This is a genomic window from Actinocorallia populi, from assembly GCF_002995495.1.
In the GTDB taxonomy this organism is placed as follows: Bacteria; Actinomycetota; Actinomycetes; order Streptosporangiales; family Streptosporangiaceae; genus Actinocorallia; species Actinocorallia populi.
Genome location: NZ_PVZV01000001.1, coordinates 1379135 through 1405409, shown reverse-complemented (window position 1 = coordinate 1405409; position 26275 = coordinate 1379135). Strand labels below are relative to the sequence as shown.

The 26275-nt window shown below is 72.7% G+C and carries 21 protein-coding genes, 1 tRNA gene, 1 pseudogene and 1 riboswitch; of the genes and pseudogenes, 8 read left to right on the top strand and 15 right to left on the bottom strand.

The window, feature by feature from the left end:
- Positions 1-385 precede the first annotated feature (385 nt).
- Positions 386-784, top strand: coding sequence for an NUDIX hydrolase (locus C2865_RS06930; protein WP_106397381.1), 399 nt, complete (start codon positions 386-388; stop codon positions 782-784).
- Between the two features lie 138 nt (positions 785-922).
- On the opposite strand, the gene C2865_RS06925 is transcribed toward C2865_RS06930, so the two are convergent.
- The 6 genes from C2865_RS06925 to groL form a co-directional block, all read right to left on the bottom strand.
- The gene (locus C2865_RS06925; protein WP_106397380.1) at positions 923-2464 is read right to left on the bottom strand and encodes a TROVE domain-containing protein; all 1542 of its coding nucleotides are present in this window, start codon (positions 2462-2464) and stop codon (positions 923-925) included.
- Between the two features lie 581 nt (positions 2465-3045).
- A tRNA-OTHER gene (locus tag C2865_RS06920) sits at positions 3046-3119 on the bottom strand.
- Positions 3120-3179: 60 nt separating this feature from the next.
- A complete protein-coding gene (locus tag C2865_RS06915; RefSeq protein ID WP_106397379.1) occupies positions 3180-3830 on the bottom strand; it encodes a LuxR C-terminal-related transcriptional regulator in 651 nt (216 codons plus the stop codon).
- A complete protein-coding gene (locus C2865_RS06910; RefSeq protein ID WP_106397378.1) occupies positions 3815-5062 on the bottom strand; it encodes a sensor histidine kinase in 1248 nt (415 codons plus the stop codon). Before C2865_RS06910 ends, C2865_RS06915 begins: the two co-directional genes overlap by 16 nt.
- Complete coding sequence (locus tag C2865_RS06905) at positions 5052-5828, bottom strand: CPBP family intramembrane glutamic endopeptidase (protein WP_106397529.1); 777 nt, start codon at positions 5826-5828, stop codon at positions 5052-5054. The genes C2865_RS06910 and C2865_RS06905 overlap by 11 nt, the downstream gene beginning before the upstream one ends.
- Positions 5829-6010: 182 nt before the next feature.
- Positions 6011-7636 (bottom strand): chaperonin GroEL, encoded by a 1626-nt coding sequence (gene groL, locus C2865_RS06900; protein WP_106397377.1) that lies wholly within the window; start codon positions 7634-7636, stop codon positions 6011-6013.
- Positions 7637-8027: 391 nt separating this feature from the next.
- Here groL and C2865_RS06895 point away from each other — a divergent pair, with 391 nt between their 5' ends.
- Complete coding sequence (locus C2865_RS06895) at positions 8028-8648, top strand: hypothetical protein (RefSeq protein WP_106397376.1); 621 nt, start codon at positions 8028-8030, stop codon at positions 8646-8648.
- A 74-nt stretch (positions 8649-8722) separates the two neighbouring features.
- Here the strand turns inward: C2865_RS06895 and C2865_RS06890 are convergent, their stop codons facing one another.
- The 3 genes from C2865_RS06890 to thrC form a co-directional block, all read right to left on the bottom strand.
- Complete coding sequence (locus tag C2865_RS06890; RefSeq protein WP_106397375.1) at positions 8723-8923, bottom strand: cold-shock protein; 201 nt, start codon at positions 8921-8923, stop codon at positions 8723-8725.
- 238 nt (positions 8924-9161) lie between these two features.
- The gene (locus C2865_RS06885) at positions 9162-9437 is read right to left on the bottom strand and encodes a MoaD/ThiS family protein (protein WP_106397374.1); all 276 of its coding nucleotides are present in this window, start codon (positions 9435-9437) and stop codon (positions 9162-9164) included.
- Between the two features lie 2 nt (positions 9438-9439).
- The gene (gene thrC / locus C2865_RS06880; protein WP_106397373.1) at positions 9440-10669 is read right to left on the bottom strand and encodes a threonine synthase; all 1230 of its coding nucleotides are present in this window, start codon (positions 10667-10669) and stop codon (positions 9440-9442) included.
- Positions 10670-10684: 15 nt separating this feature from the next.
- A riboswitch (SAM riboswitch) is annotated at positions 10685-10825 on the bottom strand.
- 180 nt (positions 10826-11005) lie between these two features.
- Here thrC and C2865_RS06875 point away from each other — a divergent pair.
- Positions 11006-12430, top strand: coding sequence for an alpha,alpha-trehalose-phosphate synthase (UDP-forming) (locus tag C2865_RS06875; RefSeq protein WP_106397372.1), 1425 nt, complete (start codon positions 11006-11008; stop codon positions 12428-12430).
- 44 nt (positions 12431-12474) lie between these two features.
- Complete coding sequence (locus C2865_RS06870) at positions 12475-12882, top strand: type II toxin-antitoxin system PemK/MazF family toxin (protein ID WP_106397371.1); 408 nt, start codon at positions 12475-12477, stop codon at positions 12880-12882.
- Between the two features lie 58 nt (positions 12883-12940).
- Here C2865_RS06870 and C2865_RS06865 read toward each other — a convergent pair whose 3' ends face one another.
- Positions 12941-13492, bottom strand: coding sequence for an RNA polymerase sigma factor (locus C2865_RS06865; RefSeq protein ID WP_106397370.1), 552 nt, complete (start codon positions 13490-13492; stop codon positions 12941-12943).
- An 87-nt stretch (positions 13493-13579) separates the two neighbouring features.
- On the opposite strand from C2865_RS06865, the gene C2865_RS06860 reads away from it, so the two are divergent.
- Complete coding sequence (locus C2865_RS06860; RefSeq protein ID WP_232835433.1) at positions 13580-15280, top strand: serine/threonine-protein kinase; 1701 nt, start codon at positions 13580-13582, stop codon at positions 15278-15280.
- A gap of 40 nt (positions 15281-15320) precedes the next feature.
- On the opposite strand, the gene C2865_RS06855 is transcribed toward C2865_RS06860, so the two are convergent.
- Positions 15321-16025, bottom strand: a complete 705-nt coding sequence (locus tag C2865_RS06855) for a hypothetical protein (RefSeq protein WP_106397368.1) — start codon at positions 16023-16025, stop codon at positions 15321-15323.
- 114 nt (positions 16026-16139) lie between these two features.
- Here C2865_RS06855 and C2865_RS06850 point away from each other — a divergent pair, with 114 nt between their 5' ends.
- The 3 genes and pseudogenes from C2865_RS06850 to C2865_RS41970 form a co-directional block, all read left to right on the top strand.
- Complete coding sequence (locus tag C2865_RS06850) at positions 16140-18128, top strand: sensor histidine kinase (protein WP_106397367.1); 1989 nt, start codon at positions 16140-16142, stop codon at positions 18126-18128.
- Position 18129: 1 nt separating this feature from the next.
- On the top strand, positions 18130-18777 hold the full coding sequence (locus C2865_RS06845; protein WP_106397366.1) for a response regulator: 648 nt from the start codon (positions 18130-18132) through the stop codon (positions 18775-18777).
- Between the two features lie 116 nt (positions 18778-18893).
- Positions 18894-20654, top strand: a pseudogene (locus tag C2865_RS41970) (hypothetical protein); the annotation flags it as partial.
- Positions 20655-20984: 330 nt separating this feature from the next.
- Here the strand turns inward: C2865_RS41970 and C2865_RS06835 are convergent.
- From C2865_RS06835 to otsB, 4 genes are all read right to left on the bottom strand, one after another.
- Positions 20985-22151 (bottom strand): FAD-dependent oxidoreductase, encoded by a 1167-nt coding sequence (locus tag C2865_RS06835; RefSeq protein ID WP_106397364.1) that lies wholly within the window; start codon positions 22149-22151, stop codon positions 20985-20987.
- A gap of 31 nt (positions 22152-22182) precedes the next feature.
- Positions 22183-23664 carry a serine/threonine protein kinase gene (locus tag C2865_RS06830; protein ID WP_106397363.1) on the bottom strand — a complete coding sequence of 494 codons (1482 nt, stop codon included), beginning with the start codon at positions 23662-23664 and terminating at the stop codon, positions 22183-22185.
- 64 nt (positions 23665-23728) lie between these two features.
- A complete protein-coding gene (locus C2865_RS06825; RefSeq protein WP_106397362.1) occupies positions 23729-25327 on the bottom strand; it encodes a serine/threonine protein kinase in 1599 nt (532 codons plus the stop codon).
- 92 nt (positions 25328-25419) lie between these two features.
- Complete coding sequence (gene otsB / locus C2865_RS06820; RefSeq protein ID WP_232835405.1) at positions 25420-26187, bottom strand: trehalose-phosphatase; 768 nt, start codon at positions 26185-26187, stop codon at positions 25420-25422.
- Positions 26188-26275 lie beyond the last annotated feature (88 nt).

Below are 26275 nucleotides of genomic sequence, written 5' to 3'. Positions count from 1 at the left end.
ACTTTTAGCACGCTGTTGAGTTCTCAAGAAACGGACTCGCTCTTTCGTCCACCCTCGCGGGCTTCCTCCGGAGCAACCCTTCCATCTTACCAGGCCGGGGAAGTTTGTCAACTTCCGTCCCGCCTTGCCCCGTTCTGGTCACTTTCGTTCCCTTTGCGGAGCAACCCTTCTAGCTTAGCGACTCTGTCCGGAGTGTCAAACTCCGTCCCGTTCGTCCTATTTCAGGCATAGCAAACCACGCCGTCATCAGGCTGCTTTTCGGGGTTCCCCGCGATCCGGCCGCCCCTCGGTCTCCCTCGTTGCGGCCCGCTCTCGGCGGGGCGAAGAGAAACTTATGCCCACACACGGGGAACGTCAAACTGGCGCCCCCGGGGACAATGGATGAATGGAACTCGACGTCGTCGCCTGGATCCACGTCCGCGAGAAACGCCTGCTCACGGTACGTGCGCGGGGCCGGGACCTGCTCTACCTCCCGGGCGGGAAGGTCGAGCCCGGCGAGTCCCCCGCCGAGGCCGTCGCCCGCGAGGTGACCGAGGAACTCGGCCTGAACCTGCCTCCCCGGGACTTCACCCCGCTCGGCACGGTCGTCACCGAGCCCCACGACCAGCCGCGCTACACGTCCGTCCGCATGGTCTGCTTCACCGCGCCCTACACGGGCCCGCTCCACCCCTCCGCCGAGATCGACGAACTCCTCCTCGTCTCCCCCGGTGACCGCCGGCTCCTGGCCCCCGCCTCCGAGGCCGCCCTGGACCTGGCCCTCGCCCACGGGCTTCTCGCCCCCTGACCCGGCGCTTCGGCGTCCGGAACGGACCGGAACCGCCGATCGGCCGCGTCCCTCATCTCCCTGTGGGGCGGCGTGCGTGGAAAGGAACCCGTTTCCGGACGGCGTGAAGCCCGGGTGAGGAGTTCACCCGGGCTTCGATCAGAACGGCCAGGGGGCGTCGCGATCCCGCTCCAGGAGCGGGATCATCGCGAAACCCTGGTCGGACAGGCCGCCGAAGGCGTGGCGGTTCGCGGTGCCCGACGGGCCGTGGCCCTGCCGGTAGCCGACGAGGTTCCAGGTGTAGACCGGGACCTTCGCCGGGACCTGGTGGGTGGGGTCTGCTCCGCGGCCGCCGGGCCAGACCTGCTCGTCGGTGACGATCACGACCCGGTCGTGCCGCCGGTAGTGGGCGCGGACCGCTGCCGCGGTCTCGGTGCCGCCGAGGCTGGTGAACCGCGCCACGGTCTTGAGCACCGAGTCGCCGCGCCCCACCTCGACCCGCCGGTGGGTGCTGCCGAACTCCACCAGGTCCGCCTTCTGCGCGCGCAGCGCCAGCGCCGTGCCGAAGACGGCGGCGGTGTCGGCGTAGGTCAGCTGCGACCGCTCCGAGCTGCTGTAGAACATCGAGCCCGAACGGTCCACCAGGATCAGTGTCCGCCCGCCGAGGGAGGGCACGTTGGCCAGCGAGGCGTCCAGCGCCTTCGACAGCGGCTGCGCCCACCGGTCGGAGGTGACCGCGCGGTACGCCGACAGGTAGCGCATCGGCAGCACGCGCGAACCCGCCGTCCCGGAGACCAGCCGCTCCGCGACCCGCTCCGCCACCTCGTCCGAGACACCCGCCGCGTCGAAGTTGCGAAGGTTGCGCAGCAGCGCGAAGTACCCCATGGACGGGATCAGCGCCTCCCAGACCTGCGCGTCCAGCGGGCCCTGGAGCCAGCCTGCGACGGACTCCCACGTCATGCCCGCGGCCCTGAGCCGCTCCACCGCGTCGGGGCGGGAGAACAGCCCGCGCCGCTCGGCCACCGGCAGGGCCAGCAGCTCCGCGCGGGCGCGCAGCACCTTCAGCGAGGCGGGCACCTGCTCGTCGCGGCCGTGCCGCCGGTCGATGGCGTGCTTGAACAGATCTCCCTGCTCCGCCGAGGCCGGCTTCGGGTGGGTCAGTTCGAGCACGTCGCCGAAGCGGAACGTCCCGGAGTCGTACTTGGCCAGGGAGCGCTCGTCGTAGAGCCGGCGCACGGCGTCGCCGATCCCCCGCTTGACGGGCTTGGGGATGCCGCGGCCGTACCGACCGGTCCAGTAGGCGAGCAGTTCGCCGGGCTCGTCCGCCCGCCGCAGCGCCGCGTCGATGAGCTGCCGGTTGCCGCCGTCGAGGGACGCGCACAACCGGGCCATGACGGCCTCCGCCGCCGCGACCACGGACGCCGTGCGCATGCCCGCGTCGTTCCGGAGCCAGCCGATCATGCGGGTCAGCCACGCGGAATCGGTGAGCGCGACCTCGCCGACGAGGGTGCGAAAGCGCGCGTCGCGCTCGTTCGCGGCCTCGTAGAAGGTCTGCTCGCCGACCATGTTGGCGACCGCGAGGAGGAACAGCTCGCTCTTGGTGTCCCGGGCGTGGCCGGGGCCGCCCTCGTGGGTCGTGCCGCCCCGGGACGCCTTGACGGGGCTGGTCGCGGGGAGGCGGGTGCGGTTGAACTTGCTCATGGGATTCCTCCCGAGATCAGGACGGCCGAAGTCGTCGCCCCTCCGAGTCGGGGCCGTGCGGAGTCGAACCGAAGTAGCTCCGGCCTGCGCACCGGAAAGAAAAAGGTGCCCGAGTTCAGGGCGGGAACGGTGTCGTCTTCAGTGAAAGGAAGTAACCGTCCCCTGCGCACCGGGCATCCCCTCGAGATCTCAGGCGGCTGCGGTATGTGCCCACTGCTCTACCGGCTGAGCTACCGGTCTCACGACCGGGCGGGATTCGAACCCGCGACCTGTGGATTAGAAGTAACCGCTGCCTGCGCACCGAGGGGAAGTCAGTTCGCGGAATCGTTTCCGCCGTGTCTCCGGCGTCCGGGATCCCGTCTCGTGCCGCGTATCGAACGCCTTCCGGAGCAGAATTCTCCTCGCTGGTGCGACCGTGGCGAAGCCTTCATTCTTCTACTCCTCTCCGTGTGTCCGTTCCGCTGCTGACAAGAACTGTGCCGCATTCGGATCCCCGCCGCAACGGAATTAATTCCGGGAAAACGGCAGGGTGCCCGAGATCGGAGCGGAGGCGGTGGAGCGCTCTGCCACTGAGCTACCGGCGAACCGGGCGGGAATCGAACCCGCGACCTCTTCATCCCGAATGAAGTAACCGTCTCCCGCGCACCGGGCACCCTGTACCGCCGACTCTGCACCCCTGCGAAGACCGCTGCAACGCATTAATGCGCCGCCGTCGTCAGCGTCTGAGGTAGGCCAGGACGGCCAGGACCCGGCGGTTGTCCTCGGCGGACGGCGCGATGCCCAGCTTGTCGAAGATGTTCGCGGTGTGCTTGGCGACGGCGCTCTCGCTGATGTGCAGCGTCGCGGCGACCGCGGCGTTGGACCTGCCCTCGGCCATCAGGCCGAGCACGTCGCGTTCGCGCGGGGTCAGGCCGCCGATGGTGCCCCGCGCCTCGTTGCGCGCCAGCATCCTGGCGATGACCTGCGGGTCCATCACCGTCCCGCCGGCCGCCACCGTGCGCAGCCCGCCGAGGAACTGCTCGGTGTTGGTCACCCGGTCCTTGAGGAGGTAGCCCACTCCGCCTTCGCCGCCGGCCAGCAGCTCACCGGCGTACAGCGAGTCGACGTACTGGGAGAGCACCAGCACGGGAAAGCCCGGTCTCCGGCGGCGCGCCTCCAGGGCCGCCTGGAGTCCTTCGTCGGTGAAGGTCGGCGGCAGCCGGACGTCTACCACCGCCGCGTCCGCCTCCTCTGCTCCCCCCGCGAGGAGGGCCCGCGACAACGCGGGCCCGTTGTCGACCGCGACGACCTCGTACCCCTCGTCCTGGAGCGTGCGGACCAGCCCGTCACGCAGCAGGAAGAGGTCCTCCGCTACGACGACGCGCACGGTACCTCCAGCACCACGTTCGTCGGCCCGCCCGGCGGGCTCGTCACCGTGAGCGTGCCGTCGAAGACCTCCAGCCTGCGCCCGACGCCTGCCAGACCCGTGCCGAGGGCCGGGTCGGCACCGCCGCGGCCGTCGTCGGTCACGGCGACGCGCAGCACGTCCGCCTCATGGTCCAGGGTGATCCGCACTTCGCGGGCGCCGGAGTGCTTGGCCGCGTTCGCCAGCGCCTCGCTCACCCCGAAATAGGCGGCGGCCTCCACCGGGGAGGGCAGTCTCCCCCGCAGGCCGACCTCGACGTGGACGTCCAGGAAGCTGTCCAGCGCCAGGGAGCGGACGGCGTCGCCGAGGCCCCGGTCGGCGAGCACCGGCGGGTGGATGCCGTGGACGAGGTCGCGCAGGTCCACCAGCGCCTGCTGGGAGGTCCTGCCCACGTCGGCCAGGAGCTCGCGGGCCCGGTCGGGGTCGCTGTCGAGCAGCCGGGTGGCGCGGTCGAGCGTCATGCCCAGCGCGACGAGCCGTGCCTGCGCGCCGTCGTGCAGGTCCCGTTCGATGCGCCGCAGCTCGGCGGCCTGCGCGTCCAGGGCCTGCGCCCGCGTGTCGGACAGCCGTACGACCCTTCGTTCGAGCCGGGTGTTGCGCGGTACGGCGAGCAGGACGCGGCTCCACCGGTCGTGCAGGGACAGGGCGGGAGACGCGGTGAACGCGCCCGCGGCCGTGAGCGCGAGCCCGAGCGCCACGGTCACCCCCATCATCGCGGTGCTGTGCACGGGGAAGTACGCGTAGGAGTCCTTGTCGAGGAACCACCAGAAGATCGGTTGCAGCAGCACGCCCGTCGCCCCGTAGCCGACGAGGGCCGGCGGGAGGCTCGCCGGGAGGCCGCCCGCCCAGGGCTCCAGCCACGCCCATTCCAGGTCGCGCCAGAAACCCCGGTCGGTGAGGATCAGCCGGGCCCGGTCCCGTGCGCCCGCACCCTCCTCCGCCGGGACCGGCAGGGGATCGGGTGCGGCGAGCGGTATTCCGGATCTGCGGGCCGCCCGCGAGCGGGCGGCGTCGGACCGGGCGCGCAGGAACCGCGCGGCGGGGGTCAGCAGCGGGAAGCCGACGCCGAGCGGCAGGAGCAGGAGGGTGAGCGTCACGACCATCCCCGCGTATCCCGCCGCGGTGGCGTGCAGGCCCGTCACCGCGCATTCGATGAGGGAGGCGGCCACCCGAGCCGGGCGGCTAGCGGGCATCGCCCGCCGCCAAAGCCCCGCCCGTACGCGTTCCGCGACGGCCGAAGACCCACGCGGACGCCGCGAGGAAGGCCGCTGCGGCCAGTGCCGCCATCGGGAGCACCTCGCCCGCCTCCTCGTTCATCGCCATCGCCATCCCGAGGTTTACCAGAGCGTGGAAACCACCGGCAAACAGCAGCCGGGGCGCCCTCATGCCGTCCAACGCCACCGCCATCACGACCGAGAGGGCCACGGCCATCACCACGAACGCGACGGCGTACGCGGGGTGCTCGGCGAAGATCTGGATGTGCCACACGCCCCAGACCAGACCGACCATGACGGCGGCCGCCAGGGTGCCGAACCGCTCGCCGAGCAGCGGCTGCATCAGGCAGCGCCAGCCGATCTCCTCCCCGCACGCCCCGACGAACTGCGCCACGACGAACAGCGCGAGCGGGGAGTACGGCAGGGCGGCGGCCACATCGCCGCCGAACGCCGCCACCACACCGGCGGCCGACACGACGGTCAGCGGAGCGGTCGACAGCAGGAGTCCGCCGCGCCCCGCCCCCTCCCCCCGTCCGGACACCGCGCCCGCCAGGAGGGCGCGGACCCGGGCCGGCCACAGCAGCACGACCAGGCCGACGCCCAGCGCGGGCCCGAACTGGTTGAGCGTGAGCAGATCGGGTGAGAGCGGTGTCAGGGCCTGGATCACACCGAGCGCGCCCGCGCCGAGAAACGCCGTGATCAGGAAAACGGTGAGGACGCGGTCGTCCGGGGGGTTCCTTCGCATGGCGTCGACGATTCCGTGCCGCACGGCTCCGCGCGCTGGAGGTGGATGCCCGGACCGGGTGCATCCAGGTACACCCGGGCCCGTGCTCGGACGGCGCTCGGGCGGGAAGCCGAAAGGGCGGCCTCCCGGAGGAGACCGCCCTTCCCGTGCTTCTGGTGAAGCGGTGAACCGTCAGGCGTGGATCAGAAGTCCATGCCGCCCGCGTCGGGCATGCCCGCCGGGGCCGGGTTCTTCTCCGGCTTCTCGGCGATGACGGCCTCGGTGGTCAGGAACAGGGCCGCGATGGAGGCGGCGTTCTGCAGCGCGGACCGGGTGACCTTCGCCGGGTCGATGATGCCCTCGGCGAACATGTCGACGTAGTCGCCGGTGGCGGCGTTCAGGCCCTGGCCCGCGGGCAGCGAGCGGACCTTCTCCACCACGACGCCGCCCTCGAGGCCGGCGTTGACGGCGATCTGCTTGATCGGCTCCTCGAGCGCCTTCTTGACGATCGCGGCACCGGTGGCCTCGTCGCCCGACAGGTCCAGCTTGTCGAAGGCGGAGACGGAGGCCTGCAGCAGCGCGACGCCACCGCCGGGGACGATGCCCTCCTCGACGGCCGCCTTCGCGTTGCGGACGGCGTCCTCGATGCGGTGCTTGCGCTCCTTGAGCTCCACCTCGGTGGCGGCGCCGGCCTTGATGACCGCGACACCGCCCGCGAGCTTGGCCAGGCGCTCCTGGAGCTTCTCGCGGTCGTAGTCGGAGTCGGTGTTGTCGATCTCGGTGCGGATCTGGTTGACCCGGCCCTGGATCTCACCGGCGTCGCCGGCGCCCTCGACGATGGTGGTCTCGTCCTTGGCGATGACGACCTTGCGGGCGCGGCCCAGCTGCTCCACGGTGACGGAGTCGAGCTTGAGGCCGACCTCCTCGGTGATGACCTGGCCGCCGGTCAGCACGGCGATGTCGCCGAGCATGGCCTTGCGGCGGTCACCGAAGCCCGGCGCCTTGACGGCGACGGACTTGAAGATGCCGCGGATCTTGTTGACGACCAGGGTGGCCAGGGCCTCGCCCTCGACGTCCTCGGCGATGATCAGCAGCGGCTTGCCGGCCTGCATGACCTGCTCGAGCACGGGCAGCAGGTCCTTGTTGGAGGACGCCTTGCCGCCGACGATGAGGATGTAGGGGTCCTCCAGGACCGCTTCCATCCGCTCGGGGTCGGTCACGAAGTAGGGCGAGATGTAGCCCTTGTCGAAGCGCATGCCCTCGGTGAGCTCGAGCTCCAGGCCGAAGGCGTTGCTCTCCTCGACGGTGATGACGCCTTCCTTGCCGACCTTGTCCATGGCCTCGGCGATGAGGGCGCCGATCTCGGGGTCGGCGGCGGAGATGGAGGCGGTGGAGGCGATCTGCTCCTTGGTCTCCACGTCCTTGGACAGCTGGGACAGCTGCTCGGAGACGGCGGCGACGGCGGCCTCGATGCCCTTCTTCAGGGACATCGGGTTGGCGCCGGCGGCGACGTTGCGAAGGCCCTCGCGGACCAGAGCCTGCGCCAGCACGGTGGCCGTGGTGGTGCCGTCACCCGCGACGTCGTCGGTCTTCTTGGCGACTTCCTTGACCAGCTCGGCGCCGATCTTCTCCCACGGGTCCTCGAGCTCGATCTCCTTGGCGATGGACACGCCATCGTTGGTGATCGTGGGGGCGCCCCACTTCTTCTCGAGCACGACGTTGCGGCCCTTGGGACCGAGGGTCACCTTGACGGCGTCGGCCAGCTGGTTCATGCCACGCTCGAGACCGCGCCGGGCCTCCTCGTTGAACGCGATCATCTTGGCAGCCATAGGCTCCAGATCCTCCTTGGATGGAGTGGATACGGAACATGGCGGATCGGGCAGACGCCCGCGACGGACGGCCGCGCCGTTCCCGCGGCCCCATGTGTGCCGCGGCGGCGAGACCTCATCGTCCCGACCCAGAAAGTTCTTCAGAGTTATCACTCTCACGGGGAGAGTGCTAACCATTGTCTAGCACTCTCCCCCGTCGAGTGCAAGCGGGACCGGTGCTGAGCAGGCAAGAGCTCCACCCGACGACCTGCTTGGGCGGTATGGGCGACTCACCATGCGGTGGGGGGATGAGCTAGGGAAATTACTATCTGTAATTGACTTTACGCGAAGCGTGGCGGGGAGAAGTTCCTGGGGGCAAGGGTTACTTCGTCCGATGAGAAGGGGACGAACCGTGAAGAAGACCTTGGGGCTGGCGCTCTCCGGCGTGATGGCCCTGAGCCTGACGGCCGCCACCGGCGCTCCGGCGCAGGCCTCCGAGACCTCTGCGCGACAACAACAGGAGAACGCCCGGCAGCAGGAGCGGCAACAGCAGAAGGCGTACCGCTGGCGGGTGCGGACCAAGGTCCGCCCCTACTCCTGGAACGGGCGGAGCGGCGGGGCGGAGGTCCTCGTCTACCGCTACTCCGACTGGGGACGCCGTGCGCCTCTCTCCTACGCCCGAGCCTGCCTCCAGCAGAGGAGCGGCTGGGGCGGCGACTACTACACCATCGGCTGCAAGCGCACCAACCGCTGGGGCCGGGTGAACTTCCGCTTCTACGGCGACGACTTCTGGGGCCGCGCCGACCGCCTGCGCGGGCAGCGGCTGACCTCGAAGAGGAACTGGGGCCAGTGGTACCGCGTCTACGTGCCGCCGACCTACCGCACCTACTCCCACTACAGCCGCCCGTTCCGGCTGTGGGACCGGGACGACTGGCAGGGCCGTTACGGGGACTACGACGACGAGTACGACCGGTACGACGACGACCGGTACGACTACGGGGACGGATGGCGCCGCACCTCCGCCAACCGGTGACCCGCCCGGGGACGCCCGGGGGAAGAAGGAGACCCGCAGGCCCGTGGGCTTGCGGGTCCCGTCGAAGCGGCGGATCAGAGGGCGCGGACCAGGTCGGCCTGCGGCCCCCTGTCGCTCTGGGTGATCTCGAACTCCACCCGCTGCCCCTGCTCCAGCGTGCGGTAGCCGTCCATCTGGATGGCGGAGTGGTGGACGAAGACGTCACGTCCCCCGTCGACCGCGATGAAGCCGTAGCCCTTGTCCGCGTTGAACCACTTGACGGTGCCCTGAGCCATTGCACGAACCCTGCCTGCAGCCGCGGCCCCCCTGGACCGCGGAACGCCCGGGGCGTCCACCTCGGAACCCCGACCCCCTTGCGAGACGGTCCTGAGACCCACCCGTGACGGAGATGGCACCGGAAGATACCCCTGGTCCCAATAACGGGGGAATTGTCCCGACCGGGTGTGGCCATGCGTCCCGTGCGCGCGGCACGGAAGGGCCCGCCCTTGCCGGACGGGCCCTTCCGGCGGAGGATCAGCCTCCGGCGACCGCGGGGATGATGGACACCTGGACGCCCGCGGGCGTGGCCGTGTCCAGCCCCTCGGCGAACCGCACGTCCTCGTCGCCGACGTAGACGTTGACGAACCGGCGGAGCTTGCCCGCGTCGTCCAGCACCCGGTCGGAGATGCCGACGAAGTTCTTCTCCAGGTCGGCGATGACCTCGCGGAGCGTGCCGCCTTCGGCCTTCACCTCGGACTCGCCGCCCGTGTAGGTGCGCAGGATCGTGGGAATGCGAACGGAAACACTCATGGTCAGACCAATCCGGTAGCGCGAAACGCCTCGATGTTGGGCGCGATGTTGGCGGACGGCTTGGCCACCGGGGCCACCGCGTCCAGGGTCTTCAGGCCTTCGCCCGAGTTGATGACGACGGTCTCCAGCGACGGGTCCAGCCGGCCGCTCTCGACGAGCTTCTTCAGCACGCCGATGGTCACCCCGCCCGCGGTCTCGGCGAAGATGCCCTCGGTGCGGGCGAGCAGCCGGATGCCCTCGACGACCTCGGTGTCGGTGACGTCCTCCACGGCGCCGCCCGTCCGGCGCACCGCGTCCAGCACGTAGGGGCCGTCGGCGGGGTTGCCGATCGCCAGCGACTTGGCGATGGTGTCCGGCTTGACCGGACGGACCACGTCGTGGCCGGCCTTGAAGGCGGCGGAGACGGGGCTGCAGCCCTCGGCCTGGGCGCCGAACACCTTGTAGGGCCTGTCCTCGACCAGACCGAGCTTGATCAGCTCCTGGAACGACTTGTCGATCTTGGTCAGCTGGGAGCCCGACGCGATCGGGACGACGATCTGGTCGGGCAGCCGCCAGCCGAGCTGCTCGGCGATCTCGTAGCCCAGGGTCTTGGAGCCCTCGGCGTAGTACGGGCGGACGTTCACGTTCACGAACGCCCAGTCCTCCTGCTCGCCCGCCAGCTCCGAGGCGAGCCGGTTGACGTCGTCGTAGTTGCCGTCCACGGTCACGAACGTGCCGTCGTACACGGCCGTCGTGATGATCTTCTGCTGCTCCAGGTCGGAGGGCACGAACACGGCGCTGCGGATGCCGGCGCGGGCCGCCGCGGCGGCCACGGCGTTGGCCAGGTTGCCGGTGGAGGGGCAGGCCAGCACCTTGAAGCCCAGCTCGCGGGCGGCGGCCAGGGCGACGCCGACGACGCGGTCCTTGAAGGAGTGGGTGGGGTTGCCGCTGTCGTCCTTGACCCACAGGGTCTGCAGACCCAGCGCGGAGGCGAGCTGGTCGGCCTTCACCAGCCGGGTGAAGCCGGGCTCGGTGTTGGGGATCTCCGCGACGTTCGAGGGGACCGGAAGCAGGTCCTTGTAGCGCCAGATGTTGTGCGGCCCCGCCTCGATGGACTCGCGCGTCACGCCGCTGAAGTCGTAGGCGACCTCGAGCGGCCCGAAACACTCCGAGCAGGCGTAGTAGGGGCCGAGTTCGACGGTGTTCCCGCACTCGCGGCAGATCAGCGCGGTGGCGTTACCCAGGTCGGGCATGGGTGCGAGGCCTCTCCCTCATCTTTCCTGTGCCGCTCTGGTCACAGGCCGGAGTTGGCACCTCGTCCCGGCCGAAGCCTCGCATGGGCGCGAAGGCGAGCCGGGAGGGTTGCCGGGGCTTCGCAGGGCCGGTCCCTCCACCCCTCTGGATGAGCGCCCGCGTAAGACTGCTCGCGGGCTCGTATGAAGTTGTGTGCCGACTTTATCGCAGGTGTCCGTTTGACAGCACGGGGGTCTCACTCCTTGGACGTCTCCCGCTGTTAGCTTGATCACTCTCCGGAAGGTGGGAACGGTCCTCCCCTCGGCGGGCGCGGCGCCGCGTGCGAGACTCGGATCATGCAGGTACTCGTCGCCAGCAACCGCGGCCCGGTGTCCTTCTCCCTGTCCGAGGAGGGCGCGCTGACCATGCGCCGCGGCGGCGGAGGCCTGGTCTCCGGGCTCGCCTCGGTGGCTGCCGGCACCGACCTGGTCTGGGTCTGCGCCGCGATGTCGGAGGCCGACCGGCTCGCCGCCCGCCAGAACCCCTCGGGCCGGCTCGACGAGGCCGGGCACGAGACGGGCGCCGTCCGGATGCTGGACATCCCCGAGACGACGTTCCAGCGCGCCTACAACTCGGTCGCCAACTCCACGCTCTGGTTCGTCCACCACCTGCTCTACGACACCCCGAACGAGCCGCACTTCGACAGCACCTTCCGGCGCGACTGGCAGTCCTACGAGGCCTACGGATCGGCGTTCGCCGACGCCCTGGCCCAGGACGCCGAGCCCGGCGCCAAGGTCGTCGTCCAGGACTACCACCTGGCGCTCGTCCCCCGGATGCTGCGCGAGCGCCGCCCCGACCTGCGCATCGCCCACTTCTCGCACACCCCCTGGGCCCCGCCGGAGTACTTCCGCCTGCTGCCCGACGACATCGCGGCCGCGGTGCTGGAGGGCGTCCTGGGCGCCGACCACGCCGGCTTCCTGTGCGACCGGTGGGCCGAGGCCTTCCTGGACTGCTGCGAGGCCGTCCTGGACGCCAAGGTCGACAGGTTCGCCCGCACGGTCCGGCACCAGGGCCGCGTCACCCGGGTCGGCGTGCACTCCCTGGGCGTGGACGGCGCGGAGCTGCGCGGGCGCGCGGCGCTGGACGACGTCGCCGAGCGCCGCGCCGCGCTGCTGGAGCAGGCAGGCGGCCGGCAGCTGATCCTGCGCATCGACCGCACCGAGCTGTCCAAGAACATCGTCCGGGGCCTGGCCGCCTACTGGGAGCTGCTGCTGCACCATCCGGAGTGGCACGGCCGCGTGGTGCACGTGGCCTTCGCCTACCCCTCCCGCACCGACCTGCCCCGCTACCGCGACTACACCGCGGCCGTCGAGCGCCTCGCCGCGGAGATCAACGACGAGTTCGGCACCGCCGAGTGGACCCCCCTCGTCCTGCAGGTCAAGGACGACTACGCCCGCTCCCTGGCCGCCCTGCGGCTCGCGGACGTCCTGGTGGTCAACCCGATCCGCGACGGCATGAACCTCGTCGCCAAGGAGGGGCCCGTCCTGTCGGAGAAGGGCTGCGCGCTGGTGCTCTCCCGGGAGGCCGGCGCGGCGGGCGAGCTCGCCGAGGACGCGCTGACCGTCAACCCCTACGACGTCTCCCAGACCGCCCGCGCCCTGAACCGGGCGCTGCTGATGTCCGCGGAGGAGCGCCGCGAGCGCACCGCCCGGCTGGCCGCCGCCGCCACCGCGCTGCCGCCCGGCGCGTGGTTCGCCGAACAGCTCGCCGCGCTGGACTGATCCGCCCCCAAGACGCCCCGGGCGAACGGCGCTATCATCCGCCGATGGGTGCGATCCGCGAGGTCTACGGCGTCGAGGGCGCCGCACGTCTGGAGTACTCCCCCGAGCTGGACGGGCTGGCCGACCCCGGCGAGATCGTCTGGGCCTGGGTGCCCTACGAGGAGGACCCGTCCCGGGGCAAGGACCGGCCCCTGCTCGTCGTGGGGCGGCACGGCAAGCGGCTGCTGGGCATGCAGCTGTCCAGCCGCGACCGCGCGGGGCAGCGCGGCTGGTACCCGCTGGGCCCCGGCCCCTGGGACCGGGACGCGCGGGACTCCTACCTGTGCTTGGACCGGGTGTTCGAGCTCGACGAGCGGGACCTGCGCCGCGAGGGCGCGGTCCTGGACGCCGACCGGTTCACCCGTGTCGCCGCGGTCCTGATCAGCCGCTACGGCTGGCGGACGCCCCGGTAGACCCGCCGGTCCCCGCTCACCGGGGGACGGCGGGCCCTCGCCGCGGCCGCCCGTCCCGTCAGCTGTAGGACTCGCCCAGCGTGGCGCGCACCTGCTTGCGCGCCTCGTGGATGCGGGACTTCACCGTGCCCAGCGGCAGGTTGAGCTGCTCGGCGATCTCGCTGTACTCCAGCTGGGAGACGTCCCGCAGCACCAGCGCCTGGATGAGGTCCGGCTTCTTGGCCTCCAGCGTCTCCATGGCGTCGAGGATGTCGACGCGGGATCCGGCGATGACGCTGGTGCGCCGCGGGTCGGGCCGCTGCGAGGGCAGCTCGCCCGCCTGCTCCACCGAGCGGCGCTTGAGGGAGCGGTAGGTCGAGCGCGCCGAGTTCGCCACGACCACGTGGAGCCAGGTGGAGAACCGGGACCTGCCCTCGAACCGGTGGATGTTGCGGGCCACCTGGAGCAGCGCGTCCTGGCACGCCTCCTCGGCGTCCTGCCGGCAGGGCAGGAACCTGCCCGCGTGCCGCAGGACGTCGTTCTGGATCGCGCCGAGCAGCTCGTTCAGAGCCGCCTGATCTCCCTTGGCCGCACGCAGCGCCAGTTCCTCGGTCCGCTCGTTGAACGCCATGCCGCCCTCTGCTCGCTTTGGAACGCCGACCCGCGCAGATCGCGCTCCCAATCATGACCGGTCTTTGGGCATGATATCGGGGTGTCCATGCCTTCGGCCGTCGGCCGTTATCGAATTGATCGGGTCCTCGGACAGGGGGCCTTCGCCTCCGTCTGGCTGGGCCTTGACGACGACCTCAACGACCAGGTCGCCATCAAGGTGCTGTCGGGCGCCCTGCTGGACGATCTGGACGTGCGCAACCGCTTCCTCGAGGAGGCCAGGATCCTGCGCCGCGCCGACTCCGAGCGGCTGGTGCGGGTGCACGAGTTCGGCGAACTGCCGGACGGCCGCCCCTATTTCGCCATGTCCTACGCCGACGGCGGGTCGCTGGCCGACCGCATGACGGGCGACCGGCCACTTGCGGTCAACCAGGCGCTGGCGCTGATCGAGGACATCGCGCAGGGCGTCGAGGTGATCAACGAGCTGGGCGTCATCCACCGCGACCTCAAGCCGTCCAACATCCTGTTCCAGACCACCAAGGACGGGCAGGGCGAGCGGCTGCTCATCGCCGACCTGGGCCTGGCCAAGGCGCTGGCCCACGCCTCGGGCGCGTTCACCCTCCCGGTGGGCACCCCCGGCTACATGTCCCCCGAGCAGGCCAGGTTCGGGGGCGGCCTGGACGTGCGGGCGGACGTGTACGGCGTCGGCGCGCTCAGCTACCACCTGCTGGCGGGACGGGCGCCGGGCCCCGCCCCGGTGCGGGTCCCGCCGAGCGGGCACAACCCCGAGGTGCCCCCGGCCGTCGACGCGGTGGTGCTCAAGGCGCTGGAGGCCGACCGGGAGAACCGCTGGCCGACCGCGGCCGCCTACGCCGAGGCGATCGCGGGGCTGCGCCGCGGCGAGGAGCCGGTCCCGGTGCGGCGCCCGGAGCCCGCGCCGCAGCCCTCCCTGCTGGAGACCTCGCCCGACCTGCAGAACTTCGAGCCCTACGCGCGCGCCACCACGCCGGACCCCGATCCGGACCGGACCGCGGCGATCCCGTTCCCGGCCGCCGACCCGGAGGCCACCTACCTGGACCGCGGCTCGCTGCTCGGCCAGCGGTCCGACACCCCGTTCCAGCGGCCCTCCGCGCAGCCGACGGGCCCGCCCGCCCCGCCGTCCGACCGGCACCGGGCGCCCGCCGCCCCTCCGCCGCCGCCCGCGCCGGGGCCGTCCCGGTCGAGCAGGCTGCTGATCCCGGCGGTGGTCGGGGTGGGCGTGCTGGTGATCGGCGCGGTCGCGGTGGTGCTCGTCCGGCTGGGCGGCGAGGACGCCGGTCCCGTCACCCCGCCGGGGCCGCCGATGGCGCAGGTCGCCGACGCCTCCCAGAAGATCAAGGCACGGGTGCCGCAGGCGTGGGTGCCCGACGACGGGGAGCGGACCTGGAATCCGGCGAGCAACGCGGGGCTGGACGACTCCGCCCCCCGGCCGGTGCTGCGCGCCACCCCGGACAAGGACAACTTCCGCGAGGCCGACCACACCGGTCCGGGTCTGTTCGTGGGGCTCACCACCGCGCTGGACGTCCCGCCCGCCCGGCACGCCGACCACTCCGAGAACTGCACCAAGGGCGAGCCGCGCACCCGCGAGGTCGGCGGGCTGACCGCCACGGTCACGTTGTGGACCCGGTGCAAGAGCGGCGTTCCGATGATCACCGAGGTGGGCCTGGTGGACTCCGCCCGCACCTACGCCGCCTGGGTCCGCATCAAGCAGACCGGGGAGCCCGACCTCACCGACCGGATCCTCGACGGCCTGGAGCTCCAGGCCCCGTGACCCCGCGGCGGTGCCGCCGCGGGGCCGGGGGCTCCGCCGGTCAGTCACGGACGATCGTGCTGCGCCCGAAGGCCAGCCCGAGGGAGGCCGCGGTCAGCCAGACGGGCCCGATGACGCCCTGGAAGCCGGGAAGGCCGGTGGAGCCGACGGCCCCGGCGACGATCAGGACGGGCAGCAGGCTGATCGCTCCGATCCAGCGGGAGACCGTGCGCTCGCGCAGCCCCATCCAGGCGATGGCGCCCGCGGCGACGATGACGCCCAGCCAGCCGATGAAGCTGCCGAAGTCGTTGAGGACGAACATCGTGTACAGCGCCGCCTCGTCGAAGCCGCCCGCCTCCACCCCGCCGGGCAGGTAGAGGGCCAGGGAGCCCTTCCAGGCGTAGCCGAGGGTCAGCGCGCCCGCCGAGGCGGTCAGCGCGTGGGGGACGAGGTGGGCCGCGGTGCTGCCGGGCAGCCGGGGCTCGACGCGGCGGCGCCAGGCGGCGGCGAGGACCAGGAGGAGGGCGACCGTCGCGAAACCCGTGACGATGCTGATGTGCGCCATCATCCGGGGCACCTCGTCGAGGTACTCGCTGGTGTAGCCCTCTCCCTTCTCCACCACGGGGTGGACGTCGGAGATCAGGGTGGCGGCGATGCCGAGGACGCCGGCCGCGACGCCGGCCCAGGGCCAGCGTGCCCGGCCTTCGGCGGGCCGGGGCGGACGGGGGTGGGCGGGTGCGCCTGGGGTTGCGTAGGGCTCTGTCATGGCTGCACGGTGCGGCGGGAGCCGTCCCGGGTGACAGGGACACCCGACCCGACCTGCCGGGAGACCCCTTCGGGATAGCTGACACCCTTTGTCGGTTAATGCACGATTGCCGGTATGAAACCGGTTCTCGGCGACCGCGCGCTCGTCCGCGCCGCATGGACGGTCGCGGCCGCGGGCGTCCTGTCCTGCGCCGGCGCCGTCCTCCTGCACCGCTGGGTCGCCGCCCGCGCCGAGGTCACCCCGCTGTACGCGGCCGACCTGGTGCTGGGGACCGTCTGGCCCGTCGTCGGGGCGCTCGTGGCGGCCCGGCAGCCGCGCAACCGGGCGGCCTGGCTGCTGCTGCTCACCTCCGCCATCGGCCCCTACCTGCTGCTCGCGCACTACGCGGCGGCCGACGCGCTGGTCCGGCCGCTGCCGGGCGCGGCCTTCGGCGCCTGGGTCGCCTCCTGGGGCTTCGCCGTCTACTGGCTGTCCGTGCCGCTGCTCCCGATCCTCTTCCCCGACGGCCGTGCCCCGTCCCGGCGCTGGGGCCTGTTCGCCAAGGCCGTCGCGGCCGCGGGGGCGTGCGCTGCGCTGGCCGCGATGTTCCACCCCGGCGGCACGGACGTCTCCCCGCGGGTCGTCAACCCGCTCGGCGTCGCGGCACTGGACGCGCCGCTGGGGCTGGCGGCGATGGCAGGCTCCTACGCGACCCTGTTCTTCGGCACGCTCGGCGGCGTCGCCTGCCTGGTGTGGCGGGGCAGGCGGGCCACCGGAGTGGAGCGGGACCAGCTGCAGTGGCTGATGTTCGGCGGCCTGGTCATGGGCGTCTGCCTGGGCTTCGCCGCCCTGTACTCCCAGGCGGGGCTGCTCCCGGAGGTCGCGCTGAGCATCGGCCTGTTCGCCCTGCCCGCCTCGATCGTGGTGGCCGTGCTGCGCCACCGGCTGTTCGACGTCGAGGCGCTGCTCGGCCGCTCGGTGGTCTACACGCTGCTCAGCGGGTTCGTGCTCGCCGCCTACGCGCTGGCCGTCATCTGGCTCGGCAGGCTGGCCACGGGCAGCACCCTGGGCTACCTGCTGGTCGGCGCGGCGGCCGTCACGGTCGCCGCCGGGCACGGCGCGGTGCAGCGGTGGGTGGAGTCGCTCCTGTTCGGGCACCGCCGCGACCCGTACGCGGTGGTCTCCCGGGTCGGCCGGCAGGTCGCCCCCGCCGGGGAGCCGGTCGAGGCGCTGGAGCGGCTCGTCGACGCCCTGCGCCGGGAACTGGAGGTCCCCTACGTCGCGTTCGCCGGACCCGCCGCCGAGGTCTCCTCCGGCAGCCCCGTCGCCGACCTGCACACCGTGCCCTGCCCCGCGCTCGGCCGCGACCTCGGCGAGCTGCGCGTGGGGCTGCGCCATCCGGGCGAACGGCTGCTGCCCCAGGAGCGGGAGGCCGTCGCCGAGGTCGCCGGGCGGGCCGCGACCCTCGCCTACGCGGCCGGGCTCGTCCAGGACGTGGCGGCCTCCCGCGCCCGGATCGTCGCCGCCCGCGAGGAGGAGCGCCGCAGGCTGCGCGCCGACCTGCACGACGGGCTCGGGCCCGCGCTGGCCGGGACCGCCCACCAGCTCGACGCGCTCGCGCGCAGGCTCGGCAGGGCCGGGCACGAGGAGTGGTCGCAGCGGCTGCGCGGCCAGCGCGACCGGGTGAAGGCGGCCGTCGGCGACCTGCGGACCGTCGTGCAGGGGCTCCGCCCGCCCATCCTGGACCAGCTGGGGCTGCCCGGCGCGCTGCGCGAGCTGGTGAGCGGCTACGAGACCCCGGCCTGCTCCCACCTGATCGGCCCGGAGTGCGCCGACCTGCCCGCGGCCGTCGAGGTCGCCGCGTACCGGATCGCGGCCGAGGCCGTCAACAACGGGGTGCGGCACAGCGCCGCGGGCAGCCTGCGCCTGCTGGCCGAGATCAGCGACGGCCGGTTCGTCCTCACCGTGGAGGACAATGGCCGCGGGCTGCCCGCCCGTCCGCGGGCCGGAGTGGGCCTGGGCAGCATGCGGGAGCGGGCCGAGGAGGTGGGCGGCCGGCTGGAGCTGCTGGCCGTCCCCGGCGGCGGCACCAGGGTCCGGGCGGTCCTCCCCCTGAAGGAGTGAGATGTCGGTAAGAGTGCTCGTCGTGGACGACCATCCCGTCTTCCGCACCGGCATGACCACGGTGCTGGCCGACCTGGACGACCTCGAGGTCGTCGGCGAGGCCGGGGACGGGCCGGGCGCGCTGGAGGCGGTCGGCCGGCTGCTGCCCGACGTGGTGCTGATGGACCTGCGCATGCCGGGCATGAGCGGCCTGGAGGCCACCAAGCAGATCACCGCCCGGTTCCCCGACGTCGCGGTGGTCGTCCTGACCATGGACGAGGACGACGACTCGGTGTTCGCCGCGCTGCGCGCCGGGGCCCGCGGCTACCTGCTGAAGGAGGACGACGGCGAGGACGTGCGGCGGGCCCTGCTCGGCGTGGCGCGCGGCGAGGCCGTCTTCGGGCCGCGCATCGCCACCCGGGTGCTGGCCTTCTTCGCCCGCGTCCCGGCGGGCTCCGCGCCCGTGCCGGTGCCGTTCCCCCAGCTCACCGACCGGGAGCGGGAGGTGCTCGACCTGCTGGCCCGGGGCCTGGACAACGCCTCGATCGCCCGGCGGCTCTTCCTGTCGGAGAAGACCGTGCGCAACCGGGTCAGCGACATCCTGGCCAAACTGCGCGCCCGCAGCCGCGCCGAGGCCGTCGCCCTGGCCAAGGACGCCGGCCTGGGCTAGCGCCTGTCTCAAGTGAGGTGTGTGGCGGATGCGGTTTTCACCCGGCCGGGTTCTGTTGTGGTTTTGCGGGGTGACGAGGAAGACTTTGGTGACTCTCTGCGTTCTGTCGGTTGCGCATGGCAGGATGCAGGGTCATGAAGACGACCACCACCCCGGACGCGGGCCCCTCGGGGACACCCGCCGGCCGTGGCGGTGGGCGCCGGACGCGTGGGGCGAACAAGGCCGCGGCGTGGCGGTATGACGGTCCGGTGGCGGTGATCCGCCTGCCGCTGGCGGTCGATGAGCAGGCTGCGGCCCGGTTGGAGTCGCTGTTCTGGGCGATGTTCTGCATCAAGCGGGCGTTGCAGCGGGATGCGCGGGCGCGGGTGGCGGTGTTCTGGACGGGTGTGCACCGGCGCGAGAGGGATGTGGTGGAGTGGCGCAAGCAGCTGGGCCTGTCGCGCCCGGGGCTGGAGCGGGCCGCTTACGCTCATCTGGATGCCTCGGGCTGGTTGCGGCATCACGCCTCGAAGGCGCTGGTGATGCATCAGGCCGACGAGGTGTGGACGGGGGTGGAACGCCACCTGTTCCCCGACTCCTCCGGACGCAGGGCGGGCCGTCCCCGAACGGGTTCGTGGTGGGAGTACAAGCGGATCGCGGGCCGGGCCCGCTCCCACACCCAGGCTCGTAAGTGGGAGACGTTCCGGCTGCACGGCAGCCTGCAGGGCCATCTGGACGCCTACCGGCACCCCGCCCTGTCTCCCGAGGTGACCAGCCCGGCGCAGGCCTCGGTCCTGCAACCGGGAACTCCGGTACTCGCCCAGCCCCGCCGCATGCCGCCTCCCGGTGCCGGTGGTACGGGTGGTGCGGGCGGGGTGAGGCGCGGAGCATGGTGGGGCTACGACGGTCCGCTGATGGTGGTGTTCAACGGCGGCCCCGACAGCGGACGCGGCGAGCTGGTGCTGCCGGTGCGCCTGCCTGCGGGCGCGGGCCGGTGGCGGTGGCTGCGCCACTTCCTGGATCGTCCCGAGCTCTGGCACAAGATCGACCTGGTGCGCAGGCCCCACGCCTCGGCACCCGGAGGATGGGTCTATGAGGCGCATCTGATGGTCCTGGACGGCGGCTACACCTCCCCGGCCACCCGCGAGCGCAGACGACGCGCCTCCGCACTCGATCGGGTCGGCGGGGTGGACGCGAACGTCTCCAACCTGTCGGTCCTCTCTCTGCCCGCCACCCTGGATCCGGCCGACGGACCGGTGCTGGCCGACCAGAACGTCCTCACCGAGGTCGAGAAGGCCGCCGTAGAGCGGGAGCAGCGCACCGCCCGCCGACGCTCCCGAGCCCTGGAGCGCTCCCGCCGCGCCGCCAACAAAGCCCGGTACGAGCTGTCACGCCGCCAGCTCGAACGACAGCGACGCAGACAGGCCAACGGGCTGCCGGACCGGCACGTCGATCTGCCCAAGGGTCCGCGCCGGGCCGACGCCGCAGGCCGTCCCCTCGACTCCTACCGCACAGACCGGCTGACCGGCGGCTACCGTGCCCTGCGCACCCGCACCCGCACCCGGGCCGAGCAGACCGGGCGCACCGAGGCCAAACAAGCCCGGGCCCGGGCGGTGGCGGCCCGGCTCGTCGAAGCGCACGGGGCGCGTCTGACGGTGGAGGCCTGCCACCTGCCCACCTGGTTCCGGCGCTGGGGGCGGGCATGCGCGGTGTTTGCGCCCGGCATGCTCACCACTACGTTGGCCACCGAGTGCGCAGCGGCCGGTGGGTGGTTGGGGCGGGCGTCGACGTTCACCACGGCGCTGTCCCAGCACTGCCTGTGCGGACAACGCGTGACCAAGACCCTCACCCAGCGCGTCCACGACTGCCCCGCCTGCGGACTGACCGGAGATCGGGACCTGGTCTCGGCAGCGCTGAGCGCGTTCGTCGTCTGGACCGATGAGACCGACCCTCGTACGGCGTCGGTCGACTACCTCTCTTCCCGGCACGCCCTGGGCGTGTTCGGGCCGGGGCTGCAAGGAGCCCTGGCCGGGTCAACCGTCACCCGCCCCCACCCCGCCCGACAGCGGGGCCGGGGACGAGACGGCAGCCGCACCCGCACGGGTGGGGCCTCTGCCCGGCTAATTCCGGAACGCCAGTGGAGCCGACCCCGGACAGGGGCCCGAAAGGGACCACACCGGACAGACACCACCGGGCACCGGACTGTTTCGGCTACTTCGAAACAGTCCTTAGCGCCGCTCGGGGACGCGCACGTGCTCGGGGCGGACGCCGTGGGCCAGCAGGGTGACCACCGGGCGGGTCAGCGGGCCCAGCCGCGACATCGCCCTGAGCGGGGCGGCCGAGAAGCGCCCGGCCAGGGCGGGGGCGATGAGCCGCCGCTGGACCAGGAGCTGCAGGCTCTGGATGGCGACGGTGGCGGGCGTCCTGCGGCGCTGGACGGCGGCCAGGTCCGCGGTCGCGACCCGGCCCCTCGACAGCGGCTCCCACAGCAGGTTCGCGGCGGCCACGGCGTCCTGGACCGCCAGGTTGATGCCGACGCCCAGCACCGGCGACATCGCGTGGGCGGCGTCGCCCACGCACAGCAGGCCCGGACGGTACCAGCGGCGCAGCCGGTTGACCTGGACCCGCAGGGTGCTGACCTCCCCCATCTCGCCGACGCGCCCGGCCATCCACGGAACCAGCTCCGCGACCGCGGCCCCGACCGCCTCCCGGTCGCCGGCCGGGCTGTCCTTGGGCACCACGTAGCCCATCTGCCAGTAGGCGTCGCGGTCGATGGCGACCATGAGCCGCCCCCCGCCGCCCACCCGCAGGAACGGCCCGGTGCGGTCGGACGCCAGGCGCGGCATCCGGAACCAGCCGACGTCCATCGGCGCGCCGAACTCGCGCAGCGGAAGCCCCTCGCGCAGCACCGACCTGCGGCCGTCCGCGGCGACCGACAACACCGCCTCCAGGACGTGCTCCTCCCCCTGCTCGTCCCGGTAGCGCAACCCCGAACCGGTGAAGCCGAGGACCTCGCAGTTCATCCGCAGCGTGAAGTTCGGGTACCGGCGCGCCTCGTCGGCCAGCAGGTCCAGGAAATCCCATTGCGGGACGAAGGCGATGTAGCGGTGCCGTCCCCGCAACCGCGTCAGGTCGGCGACGAGCAGCTCCTCCTGGTCGGTGACGGCCGTCATCCGCTCCGCCCGGCGCTGGGGCAGCCCGGCGAACCGGTGGCCGAGGCCCAGCTCGTCCAGGATCTCCAGGGTCGACGGGTGGACGGTGTCGCCGCGGAAGTCCCGCAGGAAGTCGCCGTGTTTCTCCAGCACGACGACCTCCACCCCCGCCCGGGCCAGCAGCAGCCCCAGCATCAGCCCCGCCGGGCCGCCTCCCGCGATGGCGCAGGTCGTCTTCTCCATGCCCGGATCCATGCCCTGCCCCGGGCGGTTCTCACTCCGAAGCCCGCTTGACCCGCTTGAAGGGCAGGGTCAGCGCCTTCTCACTGAACTTCGGGTCCAGCACGTACAGGCCGAGGTCGTGCTGGGCCAGCTCCGCGCCGACGGACTCGGCGGTGGAGACCCGCAGCACGTACCTGGCCTTCGGCGGCATGGTCAGGGAGCCGTTCTCCCCCACCCCGGGGACGGGCGTGTCCTTCAGCCGGTCGACCACCACGGTGCCGGTGCGCAGCGCGCACATGCCCCGCACCGGCTGGCACCGGGCCCTGACCGCCGCCGGCAGCGCCTCGGAGCGGATGAGCAGCTCGCCCGGCGTCTCCAGCGTCACCGGCCTGCGGGCGGTGTTGGCCAGCTCGTACTCGATGAAGGCCCGCGTCCCGGACGTCCCGCCGCGCAGCGCCTTGATGCGGTAGGGGCCGTTGAGCTCCACGGGCGCCGCCTGCGAGGCCGCCGCGGCCTGCTGTGTGACGACCTCCTGGCGGTCGTCGTTCCAGGTGACCACCGCGCCGCCGAACACCACCAGGATCATCGCCGAGGCGGCGACCAGCAGCGGGCGCAGCGGCATCGTCGGCATGCCGTTCAGGCCCAGGTGCGGGTGGATCGGCTCGACCTTCGGCTGCGGCCGCCGCGGCGGTACCCGCATCACCGGCAGGGACGGCCAGGAGCGCGCGGACGGCGCGGTCGTGCCGTTCAGCTCCAGCAGCAGCCGCTGGGCCGAGGGGCGTTCCCGCGGCGACTTGGCCAGGCAGTCCTCCACCAGGTGGCGCAGCCTGCCGTCCAGGCCCTCGAACCCGGCGAGGTCGGGTTCGCCGTGCAGGATGCGCTCGACCACCTCGGCGGCGGGACCGCCGCCGAACGGCGGTCTCCCGGTGGCCGCGTACGCCACCAGGCAGGCCCAGCCCCACACGTCCACGGCCGAGCCGATCTCCGCCCCGGACACCTGCTCGGGCGCGCGGAACGCCGGGCCGCCCGGCATGCCGCGCCCGCCGACCGCGTCCAGCGCCGGGCCGTAGCCGAAGTCGATCACGCGGGGGCCGCCGGAGTCGAGCAGCACGTTGCCGGGCCCGAGGTCCCGGTGGATCACCCCGGCGCGGTGCATCGCCCACAGCGCCCCGGCCGTCCCGATGGCCAGCCGGTCCAGGGGCGGTCCCGTCCGCGGCCCCGCGCCCTCGACCACGTCGCGCAGCGACAGGCCGCGCACGTACTCCGAGGCCACCCAGGGCACGCCGCGCTCCAGGCCGGCGCCGAGCACCCGGGCCACGCCGGGGTCCTCCACGCGCTGGGCGGCGGCCAGCTCCTGGGCGAACCGCGTGCGCAGCCAGTGCGCGCCGCCGAACCCGGCGTGCAGCAGCTTCACCGCCGCCAGCCCGCCTTCGCGCTCGCCCAGGTAGACCACGCCCTTGGGACCGCGCCCCAGCCGGGCCAGCAGCCCGTAGGGGCCGATCGCCTCGGGATCGGCGGGCAGGAGGTCTTCCATGCCCGGAATATTCGCCCGGCGGGGGTGCGCGTAAGCCGGACCGTCTGGCCGGGTGCGGCCAGGGTTATTCGGGGAACTCAAGATGCCGTGCCATCCGGTCGGCGACGAAGCGAACTTCCCAGACGTACAGCCCCAGGTCCGCCTCGGTGAGCCCCTTCGCGACGGGATCCAGGGTGCGCACCCGCAGGAGGTAGGACGATCCGGCCGCCATGTGCTCCTCGCCGTCGATCATCATGATCGGCTGGGAGTCGCCCAGGACCGCGCGGACGGTGGTGGCGTTCCCGACCGTGCAGCGGTCGGCGGGCGCGCCGGGCTGGGGGGCGCACGGCACGCCCTCGGGCGCCTTGTCCCGGGAGAGGAAGAGGTCGCCGGGCTTCTCCAGCGGAACCGGCTGCTCCTGGACGTTGGCAATCATGTAGTCGATGTAGGCGTACTCGTCCCCGCCGATCTCCTCGGTGCCGCCCTTCACGGCGGCGAGCGTGTAGCCGTAACCGTCGGTGGAGCTCAGCTCCATCACCGGGCCGAGCTTCGGCATCGCCTCGGCGGGGGCGGTGCCCGCCGCCGTCCGCCCCGGCCGCGGGTTCTGCTCGCCCCCGGACGGCCAGGCCATGACCGCGCCGAGCGCCAGCGCCCCGGACAGCGCGCCCGCCAGCAGGAGGAGTCCCGCCTTGGCCCTGCCGCCGCGCCGCTGCGCCCGCTGCACCGCCCGGATCTCGGCGCGGGACACCGTCGGCTGCGCGGCGGATCCGGCGGGCGGCCGCACCGCGGGCACCTGGGACACCGGGGGCGCCGGGGACGCCGAAGGCGTGAGGGACACGGGCGGCGGCGGGACGGGCAGCTCCCGCTCCTGCCCGCCCGATCCGATGAGGTCGAGCACGAGCTGCTCGGCGGTCGGTCGGCTCCTCGGATCCTTGACCAGGCAGGCCGCGGCCAGCTCGCGCAGGCCGCCGGTGAGGCCGCCGAGGTCCGGGTCGACGTGCAGGATGCGGTTGATGACCGTCGAGATGGAGTCGTCGCCGAACGGCGGCTCGCCGCAGGAGGCGTAGACGAGGGTGGAGGCCCACGCGAACACGTCCGCGGAGGTGTCCGCGGGGGTGTTGGAGAACTGCTCGGGCGCCATGTAGGCGGGGGTGCCGATCGGCCCGCCGCTGGACGGGGCGGTCATCAGGTCCATGGCGCGGGCCACGCCGAAGTCGATGACGCGCGGCCCGTCGGGGCCCAGCAGCACGTTGGACGGCTTGAAGTCGCGGTGCACCACCCCGACCTTGTGGATGGCGGCCAGCGCGGTGGCCGTCCCGATGGCCAGCCGGTGGAGCTGGGTGTCCTTGCGCGGCCCCCACTTCTCCACCATCCGCTTGAGGGACAGCCCGTGGATGTACTCGCTGACGATGTAGGGGACGTCGCCCTCCACGTCGGCGGCGAGCACCCGGGCGGTGCAGAACGGGTCGACCTTCTGCGCCGCGGCCAGTTCCCGCGCGAACGCGTGGCGGGCCTGGGGGTTGCCGGTGAGGCGGGTGTGCAGCAGCTTGAGCGCCACCTGCCGGCCCGGCCCGGCCAGCGCCAGGTAGACCACGCCCTGGCCGCCCTCGCCGAGCCTGCCGAGCAGACGGTAGGGACCGAGCCGCACCGGATCGCCCGGCCGCAGCGGCTCCGCCTCGGGCATGGCACCCCCAGGTCGTCGATCGGTCAATGGTCTCCAGTGTGGCCGAAACCATAGAACCACCGACCGCCCGGTGGCTAGTTCATGAAATTTCTTCAGGTCACGGCGTCGGCGAGTTCGCCCAGCAGTGCCACCACGCCGCGCGGCCCGTCGACCACGATGTCGGCGCGCTCGGCCAGCGCGGTGACCTCGTCCGAGCCGCTGCAGACCTTCACCGCGGGCACGCCCAGGGCGTCGGCGGCGTCGAAGGCCGCCAGGTCGCCCAGGTCGTCGCCGGCGACCAGGACGGAGCCCGCCCCCACCTCGGCGGCGAACGCGGTGAGCGCCCTGCCCTTGTCCATGCCCGGCGGACGCAGCTCCAGCACCAGCCGCCCCGGCTCGACGACCAGGCCGGTGCGCTCGGCCAGCGCGGCGACGATCGAGCGCAGCCGCTCCAGCGCCACCTCCGGCTCGGCCGCCCGGCGGGTGTGCACCGCCAGGGCGTGCCCCTTGTCCTCCAGGTGCACGCCTTCGGGGGCGCGCTCCAGCAGGAGGGGCAGCTTGCGGCGGGCCTCGGTCACGCCCGGGTGCTCGGGCGGGCTCACCAGCCCGCCCTCCGACCAGCGCTCCAGCCCGTACTGGCCCAGGACCGTGAGGTTGCGGACGCCGGCGAGGCCGCCGTACTCGACGGCCAGCGCCGCCGGGCGTCCGGTGATGATGACGATGGAGCGCAGGACGGGAGCCAGCCTCGCCAGCACGGGTGCCACCTCGGGCAGCGCCCTGGCCTGCGCGGGATCGGGGACGATGGGCGCGAGAGTGCCGTCGAAGTCGAGGGCGACGAGCGCCTTGCCGGGGTCTTTGAGGAGCGGCGCGAGTACGGTCACGCCTCCCAGTCTCTCAAGAAGGCCGGGCGGCCGCGGCGAAGCGGGAACACCCGCCTTCCCCGGAGGTCCGGGAGCCGCCCCTGTCCGG